We start from the raw sequence: 15,695 nt of genomic DNA, 5'->3' as shown, positions 1-15,695 counted from the left end.
AGGGCCTTGGCTCTCCCTTGGCTGATCGCTGAGTGGAGGGCTGGATGTCCGCTGACACTGATATATCGAGTAAGCCTGTTTCAGCTCTGCCCGGACCTCTCGGGTATCTGGATCGCTGGCTTGGGCGTGCCGAGGCATTCATTCTGGGTGCCGGAGTGTTGCTGATGGCACTGAATACCGTCGCGAATGTGGTTGGACGGTTTGTATTTCAGCACAGCTTCTTCTTTACCGAAGAAGTGAACCGCATTCTGATCGTCATGATCACCTTTGCGGGGATTGGCTATGCCGCACGCCATGGGCGTCACATTCGCATGTCGGCCCTGTTTGATGTGCTGCCAGCGGGCGGCAGACGTTGGCTGATGATGCTGATTGCGCTGGTGACGTCGCTTGTAATGTTCGCACTGGCTTTCTTTTCCATTCGTTACATCGGTTCGGTAGCCAGTTCCGGACGGGTGCTTTCATCTTTGCAGGTACCGGTATGGTGGATTTTTCTGTGGGTGCCAGTCGGACTGAGCGTGACCGGGGTTCAGTATCTGCTGACGGCACTTAAAAATTTGGTTTCTTCTGACGCGGTGTATCTATCGACAGAAGTGAGAGATGGATATGACCGCAACTGATGCTGTATATGGTTCCACTACGGAAGGGAGTCGATAGATGACCGCCATTATGGTCAGTACCATGATCGTGCTGTTGCTGCTTGGATTTCCGATGATGATTCCGCTGATTGTTGCGGCTTTCATCGGTTTTTACAGCATGTTTGGCGGCTTTGATCAGATGGATTTCATGATCCAGCAGTTTATGGCCGGCATTCGTCCTACCTCCCTGATCGCAGTTCCCATGTTTATTCTGGCTGCGGACATCATGACCCGAGGGCACTCGGCTGATCGTTTGATCGATATGGTGATGAAGTTCATTGGCCACGTACGGGGCGGGCTGGCGATCAGCACAGCGACCGCCTGCACCCTGTTCGGAGCTGTTTCCGGCTCAACACAGGCAACTGTAGTCGCCGTCGGCTCCCCCCTGCGCCCAAAAATGCTCAAGGCAGGTTACAAGGACAGCTTCGTGCTGGCGCTGATCATCAACGCCAGCGATATCGCTTTCCTTATCCCCCCCAGCATCGGCATGATCATCTATGGTGTGGTATCCAACACCTCAATTTCTGAACTGTTTATCGCAGGTGTCGGGCCGGGTTTGCTGATTCTTGGCATGTTTGCACTCTACAGTTATATCTATGCCTGCATTAACCGAGTGCCCACAGAAGAAAAAGCCAGCTGGCCCGAGCGCTGGCAGGCCGTGCGCAAGGCGATTTGGCCCTTGGGCTTTCCGGTTATCATTGTGGGCGGTATCTATGGCGGTATATTCAGCCCGACCGAAGCGGCAGCTGTGTGTGTCCTCTATGCCGTAATCCTCGAATTCATCGTGTTCAGGGCTCTCAAACCCGCTGAGCTGTACAAGATTGCCAAGTCGACCGGCCTTATCACGGCGGTTGTGTTTATTCTGGTGGCGGCCGGAGCGGCCTTTTCCTGGATCATCTCCTTCGCGCAGATACCCCAAACCATTATCGCCTCACTGGGGCTGGCCGATGCCAGCCCTACAGGGGTGCTGATCGCGATCTGTATAGCGTTTTTTATCGGCTGCATGTTTGTCGATCCGATCGTGGTGATTCTGGTACTGGTGCCGATCTTTGCCCCGCTGGTCGCTTCGGCAGGGCTTGATCCTGTGCTGGTTGGGGTGTTGATTACGCTGCAGGTGGCCATTGGTTCCGCTACCCCGCCGTTTGGCTGCGATATATTCACCGCGATCGCCATATTCAGGCGTCCCTATATTGAAGTGATCAAAGGCACTCCTCCTTTTGTCTTCATGCTGATACTGGCTGCGGCCTTGCTGATCATCTTCCCGCAGATCTCTCTGTTCCTGCGTGACCTGGCGTTTGGCTGAGGGTATTGGAAGCAGGGTGCTGGGTCAGTCTGGAGCTGCGTGCTATAGTTTCGGTTCGCAATCAGGATGACATCGGGACAACAGGCAATGACTCAGCTCGCAGGCACACTGTACATTCTTTCGGCTCCCTCTGGCGCTGGCAAGACCAGCCTGGTCAAGGCTCTGCTGGAGCAGGACCCCCAACTGGTGGTATCGGTATCCCATACCACCCGGGCAAGGCGTCCTGGTGAAGTGGGTGGCCAGGATTACAATTTTGTCAGCATGGATGCATTCAACGAGCTGATCGAGCAGGGCCAGTTTCTTGAGTATGCCGAAGTGTTCGGCAACAAATACGGCACCTCCCAGCAGTGGGTGCGTGAGCAGCTGGCTGCAGGGCAGGATGTAATCCTTGAAATTGACTGGCAGGGTGCCGAGCAGGTCAGGCGTTTGATGCCCGAAGCGGTAACGGTTTTCATTCTGCCTCCCAGCCGAGCCGCTCTGCGTGAGCGACTGACCAACCGGGGTCAGGACAGTGATGCCATCATCGCCGGACGGATGTCTGCTGCAGTAAGCGAAATGAGCCACTACCCGGAGTATGACTATCTGGTGATTAACGACCGGTTCGAAGTTGCACTCGATCAGCTTGCCAGTCTTTTCAAGGCACGGCGGTTGCGGCAGGAGGTGCAGCAGCAGTTGCAGGCTGAACTGCTGAGTGAGCTCTTGTCTGAACGCTGAAACCCCCGTAGACTTATCGGTCTTTTCTCTGGCTCCAACCCTGTCTGAGGTCCGCAATGGCACGAGTAACCGTTGAAGATTGTCTGGAAAATGTCGAAAACCGTTTTGAATTGGTGATGATCGCATCTAAGCGTGCACGCCAGATCGCAGTTGGCGGCAAGGACCCCAAGGTCGATTGGGAAAACGATAAGCCCACCGTTGTTGCCCTGCGTGAAATCGCTGAAAAACTGGTCGATCGCAGCGTGCTGGATGAGCAGGTACAGCGCTGATCTTTCCCCCGCACGCTTAATACGGCATCATCAGGGTATATGGCTGGCCCAAGTGCCAGCCCTGGCCTGACGGAGTGATAGATGCCGACCATTGATGCCCTTTCACATCGCCTCGAAGAGTATCTGACACAGGATCAGATTGCTCGGGTGCGTCGCGCCTATTTCTATGCCGAGCAGGCCCACGATGGTCAGCGCCGTAAAAGCGGCGAACCCTATGTGACTCATCCACTGGCCGTAGCCAATGTACTGGCCGGGATGCACATGGACCATCAAAGCTTGATGGCGGCCATGTTGCACGATGTAATCGAAGATACCGAGATCGAATATGCGGGCATTGAGGGGCAGTTCGGCACCTCTGTAGCGGATATTGTCGATGGCGTCTCCAAGCTGACCCATTTGGAGTTCGAGACCAAGGCGGAAGCCCAGGCCGAGAATTTCCAGAAAATGGTGTTGGCGATGGCGGAAGATATCCGCGTCATTCTGGTCAAGTTGGCAGATCGGCTGCACAACATGCGTACCCTCGGTGCCATGCGGCCTGACAAACAGCGTCGTATTGCCCGCGAAACCCTCGATATTTATGCACCCATTGCCGCGCGTCTGGGTATGCGAGACCTGCAGGTTGAACTGGAGGATCTGGCATTCCAGTCCTATTACCCGATGCGAGCCAAGCGCATTCGGCGAGCGGTGGTGCATGCGCGCGGACAGCGCAAGGACATCATTGAACAGGTGCGAGAATCGATCCAGGCCCGGCTGGATCAGGAAGGGCTCAGCGGAAGTGTATCCGGTCGCGAGAAACACCTCTACAGCATCTATCGCAAAATGAAGGTACAGCGTAAGGCGTTCGCCGACATTATGGATGTGTTTGCCTTTCGGATTGTGACCGGCAGCGTTGATGACTGTTACCGTATTCTGGGGGCCGTGCACAACCTGTACAAGCCGGTACCGGGTTGCTTCAAGGATTATATTGCCATTCCCAAGGCCAATGGTTACCAGTCGTTGCACACGGTGCTGTTTGGCGCCCGGGGCATGACCATCGAGGTACAGATCCGTACCAGTGACATGGATGCGGTCGCCAGCCAGGGGATTGCCGAACACAGTCATTACAAGGTCAAGGGTAGTACTGAAAGCGCACTGGGTTCTTACAACCGTGCTCGTAAATGGGTACAGGGGCTGCTGGAGATGCAGCAAAGTGCCGGTGACTCGATGGAATTTATCGAGAGCGTGAAAAAAGACCTGTTCCCGGACGAGGTCTACATCTTCACCCCCAAAGGACGGATTTTGGAGTTGCCGCGTGGCGCAACACCGGTCGACTTTGCCTACGCCGTGCATACGGACGTGGGTAACTCCTGTGTTTCCTGCCGTATCAACCGTCGCCTGGCGCCACTGTCGGAACCTCTGGAAAGCGGTCAAACGGTCGAAATCATCACTACGCCGCGGGCCCAGCCGAACATGGCATGGCTCAATTTTGTAGTGACCGGCAAGGCACGCACCAGCATCCGACACTTTCTGAAGAATCAACAACGCAATGAATCGATCGAATTGGGGCGTCGACTGTTGAGCCAGTTTTTGGGCAACTACGGTGCAAGCCTTGATGACATTGACCCTGATCAGTTGGCGCAGCTGCTGGACGAAGCTGAGTTCAAGCAGCTGGATGACCTGCTGGAAGATATCGGCATGGGCAACCGCATGGCGTATGTGGTAGCGCGCCGTCTGCGCCCTGCCGAGCATGTTGAGCAGGACCCTGGGTTGACTGAACAGGGCCGGCCTCTGGCTATTCGGGGTGCTGAGGGGATGGTCATGCAGTATGCCCGCTGCTGCCACCCCATTCCCGGAGACAGCATCATCGGGCATATCAGCAGTGGTCGTGGGCTTGTGGTACATCGTACCGACTGTCGCAACATAGGTTACCTGCGTGATAACCCCGAAAAAACCATCTATCTGGAGTGGTCAGCACCACAAAGCAACGAAGAAGAATTTGTGGTCGGGCTTTTCCTTGAGGTTGAATCCCAGCGCGGCATCATTGCCAACCTGGCGACGGCCGCTGCCAGTATGGGTGCCAACCTGCTTAAAATCGACAGTGGCGAGCGTGATGGTCAGCTGTTCAGCGTGAACATGGAGCTGACGGTTTACAACCGTGTGCATCTGGCACGGGTGATTCGCAAGCTGCGCAGCCTGCGCTCAGTCAATCACATTAACCGCCAGTAAACATATGGCTGGCTGATAGTTCAGCGTCCCAGTGCCTTTCCCTCGCGGCGCGGATCGACCCCCGACTCCCAGCGACCATCGGACCGTTGACGAATGGCGTGTACTCCGCTGTTGAGTTCCCGAATGCTTACGCGATGCCCCATATCCCTGAGCTCGAACAGCAGTTGCTCGGCGGAGGTGGCTTCCTCCAGTTCGGTATCGCCGTTACGGTTACTTATATTGGGCTGGTAGAGGATCTCCTGCAGTGACATATCGGTATGCAGCATCAGCAGGAGAGTTTGTGTCACATAGTTGATGATACGACTGCCACCAGGAGAGCCGAGCGCAGCGATCGGGCGATTATCGGCGTTGAATACCATCACCGGTGCCATTGAGCTGCGTGGGCGCTTGCCTGGTTCAACCCGGTTAGCCACTGGCACGCCGTTGATCTCGGGGATAAAGGAAAAGTCAGTGAGCTGATTGTTGAGCAGAAAGCCCCCTGCCATCAGGGTCGAGCCGAATGCCATCTCAATACTGCTGGTCATCGACAGCAGGTTGCCATATCTGTCTCGAATGACGAAGTGGCTGGTTGACGGCAACTCGGGCGAGCGGTCATCGGCACGGGTCAGTTCCACTGGCTGGCCTGGCTGGGCCTGCCCCATGTCGTGCTCAGAGCTGATCAGGCTGGCGCGCTGGCGCAAGTATGTGGGATCGAGGAGCGCCGCTGTTGGGACCTCCACAAAGTCCGGGTCAGCCAGGTAGCGACCCCGGTCGGCATAGGCCAGGCGGCTGGCCTGGGTAAACAGATGAGCAAAGCCACTACTGTCGTGAGGCAGTGCAGCCAACGGAGTGTGCTGCAGCAGGCCCAGTATTTGCAGCAGCGTCACACCACCCGAAGTCGGTGGTGGAAAGCCACAGACACGGTATTCGTGATAGGGCAAACATATCGGCTTGCGTTCCCGTGCAACATAGCTCGCCATATCCGTTCGGCTGATCATGCCCGGGTTGTCTTTAGCCTCGGATATGCTGGTTAGAATCTGGTCTGCAATAGGACCGTGATACAGGGCGTCCGCCCCTTGGGCGGCGATCAGTCGCAACGATTCGGCCAGTTCAGGGTTACGCAGCAGAGCTCCGGCAGGCAGCGGCGCACCGGAGTGGTCAAAAAAGTACTGGCGACTGGCCGCATAGCGATCCAGCCCGGGATTGACTCTGTCTGAGATCAGTTTGTGTAACCGGTTACCGATATGGAACCCCTGCTCGGCACGGGCAATGCTGGCGTCAAACAGCATCGACCAGTCCAGTCTGCCATGGCGCTGATGGGCCAGTTCAAGCATCCGCAATACTCCCGGAACCCCAACTGAGCGCCCGCCAACAAGCGCTTCATGCCATGGCATAGTGCTACCGTCAGATTGCAGGAAGAGATTTTCAGTGACGTCAGCCGGGGCGGTTTCACGGCCATCATAGGCGTGCAATGTTTGGCTGGACTGGTCCCAGTAGAGCAGAAAGGCACCGCCACCAAGGCCAGAAGACTGGGGCTCGACCAGGGTCAGCATTGCCTGAACAGCGATGGCTGAATCCACAGCGGTGCCGCCCTGGCGGAGCATATCAAAGCCCGCTTCAGTCGCCAGTGGGTGAGCCGTGACCACCAGCGAATCCTCAGCGATGACGCGCTGGGGGTGTTGCCAGCCGGTAGCGCTTTCCGGTGCGATCGACTCATCAGCGGCCCAGAGGAAAGGGATCTGCAAAGCCAGCAGAGCGATAATTGCTTGGCGAAAAATGCTCATGTAGACACCTGAAATTGTCCGGCTGCACGATTCTTGATGGTGTGCTCAGGGTTGAAAACACGTCCGTTCATAAAGATGTAGACCCCCGCAGGCAGCGTTTGGGCCAAGGCCATGGCTCCTCCCAGATTGAAGGCCGCATCACTGTCGCGAAATCGGGCCGGTTGCATGGCGCCGGTGAGGACGATGGTGCGGTCATTCAGCGCCTGCAGGGCACGGGCTGTATCAACCATGGTGTCGGTACCGTGTGTAATGACGATATGTCGGCAGGTATCGGCTTCAATATGGTCACGAATCAGCGCCCGGTCATGTGCATCCATTTCAAGGCTGTCCTTGCGCAGCAGGCTTTCGATGCTGTATTGGCAACTCACACCGGCCTGTGCCAGCAGTTCTGTCGCCGCCGGCTCACCGATACGATAGTCACTCAGTGCATCGTAGTAGACCTTGTCGATTGTGCCCCCGATTGTCAGAATCTTGATCTGCATTGGATGCCTGTAGCCTCTATTTCCGTTATTCTTAATGCAAGCTTAAAGCATCGAATAGTGTCACAAAAGCGCCAACTAATCCGCCAGCGGAGAAAAGTCTTGTCTGTAGATATCGGCACACTCTCAGAGATGAGCACCCCGGCACAGCAGGTTCGGCTGGTGCTGCTGCATGATCGTCAGGGTAAGGTATTGGCGCTGCTGCCTCCGTCACGGATGCTGGACCTGACCTCGGTAGCGAAACTGTATGGGCGCGAGCTTCAGGCTGCACGAGTGGATGATGCGCAACGCTTTTTTACTCAGCCGGGTCTGCAGACAGAGGCCGGTCAGGCAAAGCTGCTGTCGTTGCCGTTGCTGCTCGACAGTAGCCTTGGCGAAGCGCCACTGAGTTGCAACGAGCTTCATTCCGGTCTCTGTTTTACACTCAGCAGCGTGCCCACGCACGACCAGGTCAGTCGCGGTCAGGTCAGTTGTGATCCGGCAACCAGCGGTGTGGGTAGCGCTGGGCTGGATGATGCGACCGTGATCACCCGGGCCGTTGAGCGATTCACCAGTTTGCGGGTTCAGCAACGACTGGAAGATACGCTGGGTCTGCCGGGTCTGTCTCAGACCATGCGCAAGATTGTAATGCTGCGCTCCGACCCGGAAGCCGGCGTGGATGAGCTGGTGCCGGTCGTGAAGCTGGACCCGAGTCTGTCTGCACAGGTGATGAGCTGGGCGTCTTCACCCTATTATGCTGCCCCCGGACGCGTACGCTCAATCGAGGACGCGATCATTCGGGTATTGGGGTTCGACCTGGTCATCAACCTGGCGCTGGGGGTTGCCATGGGGCAGGTGCTGCGGCTGCCCGAAGATACCCCACGGGGTACAGTGCCCTACTGGGAGCAGGCTGTTTATACGGCTACGCTGAGCGAAAAGCTGGCGCGATCCATTCCGCTGGAGCGACGGCCCCGTCCAGGGCTGGCCTACCTGGCTGGCTTGTTGCACAACTTTGGTTATCTGGTGTTGGGGCATCTGTTCCCGCCTCACTTTTCGCGCCTGTCACGTCATATCGAGGCCAACCCCCAGCTGGAGCAAAGCCTGATTGAGCAGGAAGTGTTGCATGTGACCCGTGAGCAGGTGGGTGGGTGGTTGCTGGAAAGCTGGAAGCTGCCGGCTGAAGTGTCTGTTGCGGTACGCTATCAGCATGAACCCGGCTTTGAAGGTGAGCACGCGGAGTATGCGCGCCTGCTGTATCTGGCCAGCCGGCTGCTGCGTCAGCATGGCATGAGTGCAGGTCCGGCAGGGCCGCTGCCGGATGAGGTGGTCCAGGAGCTGGGCCTGCAGCAGGCGGACCTGGAACAGGCCATGCTGGTGCTGAAAGCCGATGCGGAAGGGCTGTCGCAGCTGTCCGACCTATTCAGCAGTTCAGCGAGCTGATCAATCCTCGAGCGACTGTTCCAGTTGCTCCAGTGCCTCCAGCTGGTCCATCCAGTCGGTTTCAATTTGTTCTTGCTGCTGTTTCAGATCGACTTGTTGCTGCAGCAGTGTCTTCAGCTCTGTCTTGCGGTTTTCACTGTACAGGTCGGGATCCCCCAACTGTGTTTCGAGATCGCCGATCTGGGTGGTGACCTGCTCAAGTTGTTGCTCCAGGCGAGCGACCTGCTGTTTCAGCGGTCGCAAGCGAGCACGTTGCTCAGCCTGGACTCGCTTGAGTTCCTTGCGCTCGGTGGCACTGAGTGAACGCTCGGCGGCACTGTCGTTGGTGGTTTCAGGCTCGCTGCGTTTCTGCTCTTCTCGGCGCTGTTGGGCCAGCCATTGGTGATAGTCCTCCAAATCGCCATCGAACTCGCTGATCTGGCCATCGGCGACCAACAGGAACTGATCGACTGTGTTGCGCAGCAGATGGCGATCATGTGACACCAGTATCAACGCACCTTCGAACGCCTGCAGTGCCAGGCTTAGAGCGAGTCGAACCTCCAGATCCAGATGGTTGGTCGGTTCGTCAAGCAACAACAAATTGGGTTGCTGCCAGGCGATCAGGGCCAGCGCCACACGCGCCTTCTCACCGCCGGAAAAACGACCCACTGGATCCAGTGCGTCATCACCAATAAAGCCAAAGCTGCCGAGAAAGTTGCGCAGTTCCTGGTCAGTGGCGTCGGGGCTGATGCGCTGCAGGTGCAGCAGGGGAGAGGCGTCCATATCCAGCGCCTCCAGCTGGTGCTGAGCGAAGTAGCCAATACGCAGATGCTCCCCTTCGTGGCGTTCGCCGGTCAGCAACTCCAGATCGCCCACCAGGGTCTTAATCAGGGTGGATTTGCCTGCACCATTGGCACCGAGCAGACCAATGCGGGCTCCGGGGATCAGACTCAGAGACTGACCCTTGAGAATAGTACGATCCGGATAGCCCAGATCTGCTTCCGCCAACGTAAGCAGGGGAGAGGAGATCTTGTCGCTGGTATCGAAGCGGAAGGAAAAAGGAGAGTCTACATGGGCCGGCGCAATCTGCTCCATGCGTTCCAGCTCTTTGAGCCGACTCTGAGCCTGTTTGGCCTTGGTGGCCTTGGCCCGGAAACGGCGTACAAACTGTTCGATCTGTTCGACGCGGGCCTGCTGTTTTTCGAACGCAGCCTGCTGCTGTGACAGTTTTTCGGCACGGAGGCCTTCGAACGCGGTGTAGTTGCCTTTATAGAGTGTCAGGGTCTGCTGGGCCTGATGCACGATATGGCTCACCACGTTGTCGAGGAAGTCTCGGTCATGGGAGATCAGCAGCAGGGTGCCGGGGTACTGGCGCAGCCACTGCTCCAGCCAGATGGTGGCATCCAGATCCAGATGGTTGGTGGGCTCGTCCAGTAGCAACAGATCGGACGGGCACATCAGGGCCTGGGCCAGATTCAACCGGATACGCCAGCCGCCGGAAAAGCTGTTGACTGGCCGTCCTGCGTCATCCGGGGCAAACCCGAGCCCGGCCAATAGCTGATGCGCGCGTGCTTCGGCGCGATAGCCATCCATCGCATCCAGCTCGGCATGTAGCTCGCCGATCCGGTTAGCCTGATGCTCCGCTTCTGCGACTGCCAGTGCGGCCTCAACGGCACGCAGACGGTGGTCTCCATCCACTACATAGTCCAGTGCACTGCGCTCGGACGTATCCACTTCCTGTGCCATATGGGCAATACGAAGCCGTGAGGGCAGTTGCAGCTCACCGCCGTCGGGTTGCAGCTGGCCCAGCAGCAGCTTGAACAGGGATGACTTGCCCACGCCGTTGGCGCCGACAATACCCACCTTCCAGCCGGCATGAAACGTCAGGCTGGTCTGTGCTAGCAACTGTTGGGTACCGCGATGTAAGCTTAGGTTCTGTATCTGAATCATGGCGCGAGATTTTAGCACAGCATGAGTCTGGAAAATCCTCTCTGGCAGTACGCATTGACACTTTATTCTCGGTCGGGGGTTGAACAATGCTGCCTGCAGTTGCAGGATCAGGGAGCCGTAGTCAATCGCCTCCTGTTTGCCTGCTGGCTTGCCAGTCAGGGCATCAAGCTTGATCATGATCGGTTACACCAATCAGGCAACCGTTGGCAGCCTGAGGTTACCCGGCCATTGCGGGCAGTGCGCTTCAGGGTGCGTGAGCAGTTGGCCGCGCTGCCCGAGGCTGAAGCCTGTTATCGAGCTTTACGTCAGGCGGAGCTGGCGGCAGAGCAGCTGGAGCTCATGCTGCTGTGGCAAGATGGCCAGAGCTGGTTACCTGACAGTGAGGTGGGCGCGGCGCTGTTCCGGCACAACCTGCAGCAGGCGCTCGGCGAACACTACAACCGGGTCTCTGGTGTGCTTCTGCTGCAACTGCAGTCGGCTGCGATTGCACTGCTTGATGATGACTGAACTTTCCTCCGGGCAAGATGTACTAACAAGAACATGTCCGAACAACACTAAGGATTCACATGATGAAAAAAAGCATGCTGGCACTGGCTCTCAGTGGAGCACTGGCCACAACGGCAACAGTGCAGGCACAGGCACTGGAAACTGAACAGCAGAAACTGAGCTACAGCCTGGGGCTGATTTTGGGCGAGCGTATCCAGGCGGATGTTGAAGAGCTGGATATCACTGCATTCAGCCAGGGTGTCGAAGCTGTGTTTTCCGGCGAGGAGCCGGCACTTGATCAGCAGCAGGTTGCCGAGGTGATGCAGGCGTTCCAGAGTCGCAAGATGGAAGAGCAGCGTCAGGCGATGGCAAAGCTGGCCGATGAAAACAGCGCCAAGGGCGCCGCCTACATGGCTGAAAATGGCGCGAAGGAAGGTGTTAAAACCACTGATTCAGGGCTGCAGTATGAAGTTCTGACAGCCGGCGAGGGCAAGAGCCCCAAAACCACGGATACCGTCAAGGTCCACTACCGTGGCCACCTGATTGATGGTACTGAGTTTGACAGTTCCTACGCCCGCAATGAGCCGGTTTCTTTCCCGCTCGATGGTGTGATTCCGGGCTGGACCGAAGGCTTGCAGCTGATGAAAGAAGGTGGCAAAAGCCGCCTGGTGATTCCGGCAGACCTGGCTTATGGCCCGGGTGGTATGGGTAATGCGATCGGCCCGAACGAGACACTGGTGTTCGAAGTGGAGCTGCTGGAAGTGAATCCTTCAGAGTAAGGCTGTTCCGGTCAGGGTGAGCCCGCTGCCTTCAGACAGAGGCAGCGGGGTCGCCGGCCACTGCTGCTCCTGTCACCAGCTGTACCGTCCTACCTGAGCCAGTTCATGACCCCGTTGGACCCTGCAGCCAGCCAGCTGTTTCCGTCCGCACCAAACGCCAGTGCAATGATACCGGTACTGGTAGGTCCGTAGGCGGCTCGCTTGTGTCCCTTCCAGCGTTTGATCAGCTCGCCCCGGTTTACATCCCAGAGCTCTACCGTACCATCTGCACGTCCGGCCAGAAGGCGATCACTGTTGTCTGAGAAACGGGCGCTGAGATAGCTGAGCTTGCGTGGAAACAGGGTCTCGCCCCCACTGAGGTGAAACAACGTCTCGCCGCTGGATGTATCCCAGACCAGTGCCTGATCCAAACTGCCGGAACTGAACGCAAAGCGACCATTGGGTGAAAGTGCAACAGTGTCGACCGTATTGCCAAGTTTCACCTGTTGCAGAATCTGGCCGCTGTCGAGATCCCACAGGCGGGCGCTGTAGTCATCAGCCCCGGTCAGGGCCGTGCGCTCGTCGCCACTGAGGGCGACGCTGCGTACCCGCGCCTGGTGGCGGAGGCTGGTGCGGATACCGCCGTTGCGAATATCGAAGTAGACCGCCTCATGGTTGGCCAGCCCAAGCAGTGCATAGGCACCGCCGCTGGAAAGATCGGCCGCCAGAATTTCGCCGGGTGAGCTCCAGAAGCCTTCTGCCATGCCGGTATCGACGCTCCACAGCACAAGATCCTGTGGGTTTGCAGTCAGGGCGTAGCGGCCATCGGGGGAAAAGTCTACCGCCGGTAACACCGAGAATACGCCAGGCTGGTGGTTCCAGTCATACAGGCGCGCTTCATTATTCAGATCCCAGAGACTGCCACCATGGGTCACGGCACCGACCAGTGCATGCCCTCCGTCGGGGGCAATGGCCGTGCTGTAGGCACCGCTTTGCTCGGTCAGCTCAAGCCAGCGGCTTGGCGAGTGAGCGCTGCCGTCACAGCCGGCAAGAGCGAATGCAGACAACAGCAGGCAGACGGATCGTTGCACGGCTACACCATGTCCTTGTGGGCGTTGTGCAGCGTTTCGATGAGTTGATCTTCCAGCTCAAAACGCTCTTCCAGGGCCTCGCCAAGTGCCGACAGATCTTTCGAAAGTTGGCACAATTGACGCAAGGTGGGGCGTTCCAGCTTGCCATAATGATCGTTGAAATCCAGCGCTGCATCAGTGGAAGGCTGAATTTTCGGAAAGATTGCCTGAGAGCGCTCGAGACTGCCGTCAGCGAATTCACTGCCTTCTCGCAGCAGCTGCTCGTAGACCTCGAAGTGGCCTGAAGACAGGTAGTCCATCAGCAGTACACAAAACTCTGACAGGGAACTGTTGAGTGGGGCACCGGCCTCCTGACCCTGCAGGGAAACGAACACCGAAATCAGCTGCTGTCGCTCCTCCAGCCAGTGATCAATGATTGTGCTGACACCACCCCAGCGTTCTTTGGCGTCGCGGCATTTTTCCAGCATGTTCGATCCCTCCCGATTGACTGCCTCAATACTACTGCCAGGCAGCCAGCGGGTGCAACAAGCATCCGAAGGCATGGAGATTGCGCACCGTGCAGCGGTATACTGAGTTTTTGCACACACGATGCGGAGAGTTTTGGGATGTGGAAAAGCAAAATGCTGGCATTACTGCTGCTGGCAGCCAGTGTCAGCCTGCCTGCGCAGGCGGAAAAAACAGCTGAAGACTACATCAACTACATTGAGCTCAAGCCTTTTGTGACCAACTACGGTGGCCCGGGACCGGTTCGTTTCCTGAAGGCTGAAGTGACGATCCAGGTGGATGACCCGTCAGCGCATCATGCCGTCAATGCTCACGTTGCGCACATCCGCAATGATCTGGTGTTTCTGTTTTCGGGTGTTACGGAAGAAGATCTAGGCAGCATCGCCGCCCAGCAGGTACTGGCAGAACGGGCCCTGCAGACGGTACAGCAGCTGTTGAAGGAAGAGACCGGCAACACACATGTGGCCGACCTCTTTTTTACCAGCTTTGTAACCCAGTAGTTTTCAGCGTGCCACGTAGTCGGCCAGAAACTGATCAAACGGCGGTTGTTCGGCCTGCTCCAGTTCAGCCTGCTCCGTCAGCGAGCGAGCGGCTTCGTCCAGCAGGGATTGCTTCACGGCGGGGTCGATAAGGGGCTCAATATTGGCTCGATGCTCTGAGCTGATTGCCAGTACCCATTCACTGTAGCCCATGCCGCTTTCACGCAGGGCTTTAAGCACTTGGGCCGATGGCGTCAACGCGGAGTCTTCCAGCTTGGCGCGCTGCAGCGAGACAGATCGACGGTAGTGGTCGGTGCCCTGTGCATCGTCCAGCAGCGCAGCGGTTTTGGCCACTTTTTCCAGCACTTGGTAGCCCAGCGCCTCACGGCTGACTTCACCGGCGGGCGTCAGCAGCTTGAGACCCGGCTCGCGACCGCGGTTGACGACACGGCTGTGGTTTTCAGCCACCATCCGGCACTCGGCTTCGTCCAGGTCATCGGCCTGTCCCAGCAAACAGCTGATCAGGAAGACATTGAGGAAGCGGGCCTGATCCAGATCCATGCCCAGGGGCAGCAGTGGGTTGATATCGGTGTTACGTACCTCGATATACTCAATCCCGCGCTTGATCAGGGCGTGCACGGGCTTTTCCCCGGACTGTGTCACCCGTTTTGGACGGATGTCACTGTAGTATTCGTTTTCGATCTGCAGCACGTTGGTGTTCAGCTGACGGTATTCGCCATCGACTTTGACACCAATGTCTTCATAGGCCGCGTGCGAAGTGTGAATCGCCTGCTGCAGCGAGTCGGCGTAACTGTCCAGATGGTTGAAACAGATCTGCAGTGATGCCTGAGCCTTGTTTGAATAGCCCAGATCGCTCATACGCAGGGAGGTGGCCCATGGCAGATAGAGCGTGTTCGCATTCAGTGTTTCCAGCTGGTGAGACCGTCCAGCCATGAAAGAGGCGGACAGTGCCGGAGAGGCTCCGAACAGATACAGCAGCAGCCAGCCGTAGCGACGGAAATTGCGGATCAAACGGAAGTAGCTGGCAGAGCGAAACTCCTGCAGGCTGTCACTGTTTTCACATATCGCCTGCCACTGTGGCCAGAAGGCTTCCGGCAGGGAAAAGTTGTAGTGGATGCCTGCAATGGTTTGCATCATCTTGCCGTAACGGTATTTCAGCCCCTGACGGTACACGTGCTTGAGCCTGCCCACGTTTGAGCTGCCATAGTCGGCGATGGGGATCGCATCCTCTCCAGCAATTTCACACGGCATGCTGGCACACCATAGCTGCTCATCACCGAGCTGCTGCCAGCTGAAGGCGTGCAGATCGGAAAGAAACGCCAGTGCAGACTCCGGGCTTTCGTGTACCGGGGTGATGAACTCCAGCAGCGCTTCAGAGTAGTCGGTCGTGATGTACTTGTGAGTCAGTGCCGACCCCAATCCTTGAGGGTGGGGTGTCTGTGCGATCTGCCCGTCAGGACGCACTCTCAGGCCCTCCTTCTCGATGCCCTGCAGGGTCCGGGTAAGGAGGTTGGCACAGCCCTGGCGGGCCAGAAGTTCAAGTTGGTGTTCCAGAGTTGCCAGCACCGTCATCATTCCTGTCACTTGCGTTGAAGGGGCGCATTATACGCCCTGCCCCGGTTTAAATGCATCCGCTTGCT

The 15,695-nt window shown here is 57.4% G+C and carries 15 protein-coding genes; 9 read left to right on the top strand and 6 right to left on the bottom strand.

The window, feature by feature from the left end; all coding sequences use genetic code 11:
- Window positions 1–44 precede the first annotated feature (44 nt).
- The 5 genes from ACAM29_RS14190 (at window position 45) to spoT (ending at window position 5,126) form a co-directional block, all read left to right on the top strand.
- Window positions 45–617: a TRAP transporter small permease gene (locus ACAM29_RS14190; protein WP_091826246.1), complete on the top strand. Its 573-nt coding sequence runs from the start codon at window positions 45–47 to the stop codon at window positions 615–617.
- Window positions 618–654: 37 nt separating this feature from the next.
- The gene (locus ACAM29_RS14185) at window positions 655–1,938 is read left to right on the top strand and encodes a TRAP transporter large permease (RefSeq protein ID WP_091826248.1); all 1,284 of its coding nucleotides are present in this window, start codon (window positions 655–657) and stop codon (window positions 1,936–1,938) included.
- An 87-nt stretch (window positions 1,939–2,025) separates the two neighbouring features.
- Window positions 2,026–2,652, top strand: coding sequence for a guanylate kinase (gene gmk, locus ACAM29_RS14180; RefSeq protein ID WP_091826250.1), 627 nt, complete (start codon window positions 2,026–2,028; stop codon window positions 2,650–2,652).
- Between the two features lie 56 nt (window positions 2,653–2,708).
- Window positions 2,709–2,921: a DNA-directed RNA polymerase subunit omega gene (gene rpoZ, locus ACAM29_RS14175; protein ID WP_091826252.1), complete on the top strand. Its 213-nt coding sequence runs from the start codon at window positions 2,709–2,711 to the stop codon at window positions 2,919–2,921.
- Window positions 2,922–3,002: 81 nt separating this feature from the next.
- Window positions 3,003–5,126, top strand: a complete 2,124-nt coding sequence (gene spoT, locus ACAM29_RS14170) for a bifunctional GTP diphosphokinase/guanosine-3',5'-bis pyrophosphate 3'-pyrophosphohydrolase (RefSeq protein ID WP_091826253.1) — start codon at window positions 3,003–3,005, stop codon at window positions 5,124–5,126.
- A 20-nt stretch (window positions 5,127–5,146) separates the two neighbouring features.
- On the opposite strand, the gene ggt is transcribed toward spoT, so the two are convergent.
- Window positions 5,147–6,889, bottom strand: a complete 1,743-nt coding sequence (gene ggt, locus ACAM29_RS14165) for a gamma-glutamyltransferase (protein WP_369624502.1) — start codon at window positions 6,887–6,889, stop codon at window positions 5,147–5,149.
- Window positions 6,886–7,371: an asparaginase domain-containing protein gene (locus ACAM29_RS14160; protein ID WP_206838021.1), complete on the bottom strand. Its 486-nt coding sequence runs from the start codon at window positions 7,369–7,371 to the stop codon at window positions 6,886–6,888. Before ACAM29_RS14160 ends, ggt begins: the two co-directional genes overlap by 4 nt.
- Window positions 7,372–7,470: 99 nt before the next feature.
- Between ACAM29_RS14160 and ACAM29_RS14155 the strand changes: the two genes are divergently transcribed.
- Complete coding sequence (locus ACAM29_RS14155; protein ID WP_369624501.1) at window positions 7,471–8,787, top strand: HDOD domain-containing protein; 1,317 nt, start codon at window positions 7,471–7,473, stop codon at window positions 8,785–8,787.
- Here the strand turns inward: ACAM29_RS14155 and ACAM29_RS14150 are convergent, their stop codons facing one another.
- Complete coding sequence (locus ACAM29_RS14150; RefSeq protein ID WP_369625147.1) at window positions 8,788–10,716, bottom strand: ATP-binding cassette domain-containing protein; 1,929 nt, start codon at window positions 10,714–10,716, stop codon at window positions 8,788–8,790.
- A gap of 21 nt (window positions 10,717–10,737) precedes the next feature.
- Between ACAM29_RS14150 and ACAM29_RS14145 the strand changes: the two genes are divergently transcribed.
- Window positions 10,738–11,223, top strand: coding sequence for a TIGR02444 family protein (locus ACAM29_RS14145; protein WP_369624500.1), 486 nt, complete (start codon window positions 10,738–10,740; stop codon window positions 11,221–11,223).
- Between the two features lie 59 nt (window positions 11,224–11,282).
- The gene (locus ACAM29_RS14140; protein WP_341868542.1) at window positions 11,283–11,981 is read left to right on the top strand and encodes an FKBP-type peptidyl-prolyl cis-trans isomerase; all 699 of its coding nucleotides are present in this window, start codon (window positions 11,283–11,285) and stop codon (window positions 11,979–11,981) included.
- An 89-nt stretch (window positions 11,982–12,070) separates the two neighbouring features.
- Here ACAM29_RS14140 and ACAM29_RS14135 read toward each other — a convergent pair whose 3' ends face one another.
- On the bottom strand, window positions 12,071–13,051 hold the full coding sequence (locus ACAM29_RS14135; RefSeq protein ID WP_091826264.1) for a WD40 repeat domain-containing protein: 981 nt from the start codon (window positions 13,049–13,051) through the stop codon (window positions 12,071–12,073).
- Between the two features lie 2 nt (window positions 13,052–13,053).
- Window positions 13,054–13,518: a sigma D regulator gene (gene rsd, locus ACAM29_RS14130; protein ID WP_369624499.1), complete on the bottom strand. Its 465-nt coding sequence runs from the start codon at window positions 13,516–13,518 to the stop codon at window positions 13,054–13,056.
- Between the two features lie 138 nt (window positions 13,519–13,656).
- On the opposite strand from rsd, the gene fliL reads away from it, so the two are divergent.
- A complete protein-coding gene (fliL, locus tag ACAM29_RS14125) occupies window positions 13,657–14,055 on the top strand; it encodes a flagellar basal body-associated protein FliL (protein ID WP_091826267.1) in 399 nt (132 codons plus the stop codon).
- Window positions 14,056–14,058: 3 nt separating this feature from the next.
- Here fliL and gshA read toward each other — a convergent pair whose 3' ends face one another.
- Window positions 14,059–15,630, bottom strand: a complete 1,572-nt coding sequence (gshA, locus tag ACAM29_RS14120; protein WP_369624498.1) for a glutamate--cysteine ligase — start codon at window positions 15,628–15,630, stop codon at window positions 14,059–14,061.
- Between the last annotated feature and the right edge of the window lie 65 nt (window positions 15,631–15,695).

Source organism: Marinobacterium sp. BA1, assembly GCF_041155135.1.
Lineage (GTDB): Bacteria > Pseudomonadota > Gammaproteobacteria > Pseudomonadales > Balneatricaceae > Marinobacterium > Marinobacterium iners.
The sequence above is the reverse complement of the archived record's forward strand: the minus strand, read 5'-3'. Positions and strand labels throughout refer to the sequence as shown.